This window comes from Mesorhizobium sp. M0296, from assembly GCF_040321675.1.
GTDB lineage: Bacteria > Pseudomonadota > Alphaproteobacteria > Rhizobiales > Rhizobiaceae > Mesorhizobium.
Genome location: NZ_JAMYRZ010000086.1, coordinates 1 through 6,409, shown reverse-complemented (window position 1 = coordinate 6,409; position 6,409 = coordinate 1). Strand labels below are relative to the sequence as shown.

Annotated in this window: 4 protein-coding genes and 2 pseudogenes; 1 reads left to right on the top strand and 5 read right to left on the bottom strand. The window is 56.8% G+C overall.

Annotation, left to right across the window (positions count from 1 at the left end; translation table 11 throughout):
* Window positions 1-679 precede the first annotated feature (679 nt).
* From NKI97_RS35110 to NKI97_RS35095, 4 genes and pseudogenes are all read right to left on the bottom strand, one after another.
* Complete coding sequence (locus NKI97_RS35110; RefSeq protein WP_352838575.1) at window positions 680-1,660, bottom strand: LysR family transcriptional regulator; 981 nt, start codon at window positions 1,658-1,660, stop codon at window positions 680-682.
* Between the two features lie 157 nt (window positions 1,661-1,817).
* Window positions 1,818-2,543: an oxidoreductase gene (locus NKI97_RS35105; RefSeq protein ID WP_352838574.1), complete on the bottom strand. Its 726-nt coding sequence runs from the start codon at window positions 2,541-2,543 to the stop codon at window positions 1,818-1,820.
* 29 nt (window positions 2,544-2,572) lie between these two features.
* Window positions 2,573-2,749 (bottom strand): annotated as a pseudogene (locus tag NKI97_RS35100) (hypothetical protein); the annotation flags it as partial.
* Between the two features lie 86 nt (window positions 2,750-2,835).
* Window positions 2,836-4,401, bottom strand: a complete 1,566-nt coding sequence (locus tag NKI97_RS35095; RefSeq protein WP_352838573.1) for a trimethylamine methyltransferase family protein — start codon at window positions 4,399-4,401, stop codon at window positions 2,836-2,838.
* A gap of 55 nt (window positions 4,402-4,456) precedes the next feature.
* Between NKI97_RS35095 and NKI97_RS35090 the strand changes: the two genes are divergently transcribed.
* A complete protein-coding gene (locus NKI97_RS35090) occupies window positions 4,457-5,386 on the top strand; it encodes a LysR family transcriptional regulator (protein WP_352838572.1) in 930 nt (309 codons plus the stop codon).
* Window positions 5,387-5,433: 47 nt separating this feature from the next.
* Here NKI97_RS35090 and NKI97_RS35085 read toward each other — a convergent pair.
* Window positions 5,434-5,895, bottom strand: a pseudogene (locus NKI97_RS35085) (LysR family transcriptional regulator); the annotation flags it as partial.
* Window positions 5,896-6,409: the final 514 nt, after the last annotated feature.

The window sequence follows — 6,409 nt, the reverse complement described above, 5'->3', positions numbered from 1 at the left end:
CGCGCTCCGGAAGACCGGCGGCAGCGCTAAAACTGGGGAAGATTCAAACGGCACTTCTGGGGAGTATTGAGCCGGCATCGACAGCAGCTATGTAACAGCGCAGCTCCTCGGCTCCGGCCGCGACGCGCTGTTCGGCAATCTGATCTCCGACACCCCCGGTACAGTCGTGGTTCGGCCGCAGAAACTGTCGTTGGAATCGGGAGCGATGCCCTACCGGTTGTCGGGTCGCGTTGTCTCGACGTCATATTTGGCCGGGAGCGTGACCTAGAGATCGAGATCGGCGGCAAGACCAGCGTGCGGGCCACCGCGGCGATCAACGGCCAGGTCGGATTCGATCCGGGCGGCTGCGTTCTGCTCGATGAGAGCGGGCAGCGGATTTCGTGATGCAAGTCGCCCGGGAGCCGGCTCGGGTGCCGCTGAGGCGCCGCTACGCGGCCGGGTTTCATTGCCGCCGGCCATGCGGCTTGAAATGGGTTGGCGTGATGCCGGTCTGGTGGCGGAACACGCGGCTTTAAATGCCCTGCATTTTCGAAGTCGCATCGGTAGGCGATGTTCCCGATCTGCAAGTCGCTGCCTTCCAGCAGTGACTTCGCATAGTGCACCCGTAGCGAAGTATGCGGCCATGGAGCTGGTAGTGAGTTCGGTCGCGAAAAGACGCTCGAGCTGCGCCGCGAGCAATTCAGTCGGCTTGTGTGAGGCCCGCGGGTTGTGGGTATGTGCGACTCTCGAGGGGGGTGGCGTCGATTGCCGCCGAAAGTGCCGCGAGAAAGGTGGATTGGGCGCGGGTGCGCCTGGTAGTGCGCTTCGTCACGAGATAGACGTCGACAGAAGGCGGATTCGTGTATGGCGGAATTTGCCAGAGCTGCCCGGCTTCCACATCTGGAGCAACGATGTGAATCGGCAGCGGACCGAAACCAAACCCCGCCTTGATCAGGCGCTTCACCTCTTCGAGATTGGTGAACTGTCCCACAATCCTCCCACAAAGCTGCTCTTGGTTGCGGAATGCGGCGACAGGCGCCAGAGCTCCTGAAAGCTCGTCGGTTTTGAAGGTAACGTAGTCGAGCCTCCGCATCTCATCGAAGCCGGAAATTCGTCGTTGGAAGAGCGGGTGGCTTGGTCCGCAGAAGAAGCCGAAATGCTCGCGATAAAGCAGGGTGTATTCCAATTCGTCGAGCTTTTCCTGCGCGAGGAAAATGCCGAGTGCGGCTTCATTGTTGAGCACCGCTTCAGCTGCGGACCTGCTGGACGAAACCGTGGTGGAAAAGGTGACGCGCGGATGGGCCTTGTGGAAGTCGACAAGGAAAGTATCGAGGAAGGGACATTCGACATGACTGGCAAAAGCCATCTCGACGTGGCCGGAGATGTGGTTTTGGTCCTTCTCGATGAGTTCCGGCAGTCCGGCGACGATAGTGAACATTGCCATACATTCGTTGTAGAGTGTCTTTCCCGCCGGCGTGATCCTAAAATAGTTCGAGCTTCTGTCGACCAGGCGGCAGGCCATATGCTCCTCCAGCCGGCGTAGCGCGTTGCTAATTGTGGGCTGTGACAGGGACAGCTTGTCTCCGGCAGCGGTTAGGCTTCCCTCCTGCACGATGACCGTGAATGTTCTCAGGAGATTCCAGTCGATCTCCCAGACAAAACGACGCCGCACTTGGGTCATTCTTCGCCTGCAACCTTGCGGGAATCTTGAGGCATTTGCCGTGACAAAATGACATATCTGGACCAAATGTCAAATTGCATCCCCATTTATAATGAGCGATGGGTATCAGGTGAAATCGCATCAACCAGTTGGGAAGAAATGTTGAACCGCCGCCAATTCACGAAATCGCTGATCGCGACCGGAACCGCGCTCGGGGCAGGGGCGTCGTCATTTTGTGCGCGCGTGTCATGGCCACCATATCGACTAGCCCATCCCGGACAGCATGGCGTGCAGTAGCCACATCCGTCACTCGCGCCGCATGAAATACAGGCACGCCAATTTCGCGTCGAAACCGGCCAACAATGTCAAGATAAGGCGCCAGAGGCCGGCTCATCCCTGGCATGTTTTGTTCCACGAGGGTCAGCTCCGTATCCATTCGGCCGACCATGCAGTTGAAAAAATCTACCGCACCTTCGCGTTTGAGAATCTCGGCAGTTCTCAAAACCTCATCACACCTTAAGCCGCCGTCGCCCTCATCGAGCGACAATCGCATATCGACGACAAAATCACTCCCAACTTGGCGGCGGATCTCTTCGTGAACCATAACTGCAAAGCGGCCCCGGTTTTCCATGCTGCCGCCGAAGTTATCAGCTCGAAAATTGGTTCTGGGCGAAAGGAACTGTCTTATTAGATGTCCGCCGGCCAATGTCTCCAGACCATCAAGTCCCCCTTCGTGGCACCGGCGGGCCGCCTGGCCGAACGCGCGAACGACCCGATTGATGTCGTGTCGATCCATCTCTCGGGGGAAATTACGATGCAAATCTTCTCGCACAGGCGATGGTGCGATTGTCGGCACCCATACGCCCGCCTGGGCATCGCCCCGGCGCCATGTCTGTGGATACACTCGGCAAACTCCTGAAAGTGGGAGATGATCCGGTCGGTCCCAACATCTAACTGGCGAAAGACAGACGGTGAATCCGGTGAAACGTTGGAGCTGCCCCCAAACATGGTAAGCGCCAGCCCGCCCTTGGCTTTCTCCTCATGATAACGTTGATACCGCAGGCCCGGCATGCTGTCCTCATCCATGCCTGAGGCGTGAGATGTGCTCATTACTCGGTTCTTTAGCGTCAATCCGCGGATGGTCAGAGGCTGAAGAAGTGGATCTTTTGCGATTGAATGGACATCTGACATGGCACTCACGCGAAGCTGTCGGGCAGAACCGCGCGACGCTGATTTACGAAATCAATCAGAGCTTCGTCTATTGCGGGATCCAATGCCGGCTGGCGGTACTCGGCCAACATTTCCTGCCGGCGTTTGGTGGCGCGCTGCGCCGCGTCGAGTTTGCCGGCTGCTGCCCACTGTTCGAAGGAATCGCCATCAGCGTTGGTCGGTTGATAAAAAGCGGTCTTGTAGCGCTGCATGGTATGCGCGCAGGATAGGAAATTGCCTGCAGGCCCGACACCGGCGATGGCGTTGAGCGCAAGCGAATCGGTGCTCGTATCCACCCCCGACATCATCCGCGACGCGGCGCCCAGCATGTCGCAATCGATCAGAAACTTGTCAAAGTTCGCCACGAGACCTGCCTCAAGGGTCCCGGTTGCGTGAATAAAGAAATTCACGCCGGCCAGCATTGAGAACATCATATACAGTGCGGCTTCCCAGCCGGCTTGCGCGTCAAGAATTTTTGAGTTGGACGAGGAACCTCCGCAACGAAACGGCACCCCGAGTCGGCGCGCGAGCTGGCCGGCGATTAGGAGGGATTTCCACGTTTCGTCGTAGCGGATTGGACTGCCCGACCGCATGGACATGCCCATCATCATGAACCCGTGCATGACGGGCGCTCCCGGGCGAACAAGTTGAATGATTGCCATGCCAGCGAGACTCTCCGCCAAAGATTGCGCAGAAAGACCCGCGACCGTCGTGGGGCTAGATGCTCCAGCGATCATGAAAGGCGTGATCACACAAGCCTGCCCGGCCGAAGCATAGACGTGGGCGGCGTCGAGCATTGTTTCGTCCAGTACGAGCGGCGAGTTGAGATTGATGAGAGCGGAAACGACGCAGTTCCTGTCCAAAGACTCCTTGCCGAACACAATTTCGCACATTCTCAGAGTGTCTTCGGCTCGCTCCTTAGACGTGACAGCTCCCATGAAGCATTTGTCAGAGAGCGTAAGATGACCGTAGTTCATATCAAGGTGGCGTGTCGGAACGGGAATGTCCGTTGGTTCGCATATTGGGCCCCCAGTGTGATGGACCTCCGGACTCATATGAGCTAGTCGGACAAAATTGTTGAAGTCAGCGAGCGTCGCATAGCGGCGCTGGATGTCAGTAGCGGCTACGAATGGCGGTCCATAAATCGGGACCATAACCATCGCGTTTCCACCAATACGCACCGATTTTGCGGGATCTCGCGCATGCTGTATGAATTCCGAAGGAGCGCTGCGCTGGATGAGCTGTCGACAGAACCCGCGGTCGAACTTTACTCGTTCGCCTTCGACATGGCATCCAGCTTCCTTTAGGAGTTTCAAGCTGGGCGCGTGGCGCACCTCAACTCCGACTATCTGCAGGATATCTTCCGCCGCCTCTTCAATCGACACGAGCTGTTCTTCGTTGAGAATCTCGTAACTCGGCGCGGCCCGGGTCAAATAGGGGGGATGTGCAGGGGCTGCCTGAGACCCTTCCGTCGGATTGCGGCGGCGGCGGCGTTCAGACATTTTTGTTTCCTCGATAGGGTCGGCCATCTTTCCTCTTTCGAAATAAATCATATGATGTTCAGCATCTGAACATGCATTGGTCTTATGTGGAGGACAACCCCGATTTATGAACTTACGAAAGAAGCTGCCTTCAGCCCAAGCTCTCTTCACATTCGAAGCAGCGGCTAAGACAATGAATTTCACGGAGGCCGGCAGACTTTTGAATGTAACGCAGCCGGCCGTCAGCAAGAGCATTGCCGCGCTGGAAGCGTATACAGGCACAAAGCTATTCACCCGCGAGGGCTCAAAGCTCGCCCTGACGGGGGAAGGCGAGTCATTGTATCGGACAGTACAGCTGTCATTTTTGGCGCTGGAGAACGCGATCGATCAGGTGTCCCGAGTACCCAAGCAAAAGAACGCTTTAACCTTGTCGTTATCCACGTCATTCGTGGCTCACTGGCTCATTCCGCAGATGGAGGAGTTTCGTCGCGCTTTCCCCGATGTAGCCCTGAACTTCCAACTCACTGGTGGCGAACCGTCCGGTCCGATGGAACCATGCGATCTGGGCCTGAGACTTGACAGCAAAGTCGCTCCCACGGACCGGGCAGTCCCCTTAGCGCCCGAGTGGCTCGTTGCTGTGGCTTCGCCCGAATACATCAGACGAAACGGCATGCTCGACGGGCTGACAACTCGCAGTACGCATTCATTGGTGACGTTCGCATCATCCCGAATTCCCTGGCGGGAATTTCTCGCGCAAACGAACCAGACTCTTGATATCTCCATGCCAGAGATACAGGTGCCGGACTACTCAGTCGTGATTCAGACAGCTCTGAATGGTCGCGGCGTCGCACTCGGTTATGTAACTTCCTGCGGATACCTTCTTCGCGAGGGCCTGCTTGTGCCCGCATTGCGGCGCACTTTGAGGACCGGCAAACGCTATTGTATTGTTTATCCAGCCGACATGGGTAAACGTCGGCTCGCGGAAGATGTCGGCAGTTGGATTATAGAACGATCGAACACTATTCTGAATGCGATATCGCAGTTGCTCCTCCAATGAATTGAAGTAGTCCTTTTCTACCGACAACTAGACAAAGGACCAGATAATCATCCAACCGACCGGCGACGCTGTGAAGCGCTGCGACACAAATTCACCGCTTCCAGCTCGAGCTGAGAAGCGACATCCCTGTCGATGGAAGGCAGCTCCCCGGTTCGGTCAGTGTGGCTGGGAAACATGATGCCGCCCCGGTCGGCCGAATAACCGGTATTCGACCAAGAGAAGTTACCGGTCTCGAATGACGTGGACAACGACAAGGTTAAAGCGTTCTTTTGCTTGGGTACTCGGGACACCTGATCGATCGCGTTCTCCAGCGCCAAAAATGACAGCTGTACTGTCCGATACAATGACTCGCCTTCCCCCGTCAGGGCGAGCTTTGAGCCCTCGCGGGTGAATAGCTTTGTGCCTGTATACGCTTCCAGCGCGGCAATGCTCTTGCTGACGGCCGGCTGCGTTACATTCAAAAGTCTGCCGGCCTCCGTGAAATTCATTGTCTTAGCCGCTGCTTCGAATGTGAAGAGAGCTTGGGTAAGGCAGCTTCTTTCGTAAGTTCATAACTCGGGGTTATCCTCCACATAAGACCAACGCACGTTCAGATGCTGAAGATCATATGATTTATTCCGAATGAGAAAAGATAGCCGACCACTATCGAGGAAACAAAAATGTCTGAACGCCGCCGCCGCAATCCGACGGAAGGGTCTCAGGCAGCCCTTGCACATTACCCTAGCAGCATCGTGCGCCGGCGCCGTAGGCTCACGCAATAATCCCATGTGATTTATATTTGCGCGCCCTCGCAGCGGGCAACGATTTGGAAAACAACCTGCGCCGCAGGCCGAGATATGCCGGCTGCGGCAACCGACGGAGTTTTCATGACGAGAGTAAAGCGGCTACCCGACAACGATCCGACCTGCGGGTGGCTAAGCCAGTTACCTGAGCGGCCGGCGCGTCCGACGTTGAACGGCACACAAAAAGCGGATTGGGTGGTGGTGGGCGGCGGCTACACAGGCATGGCCGCGGCGCGGCAAC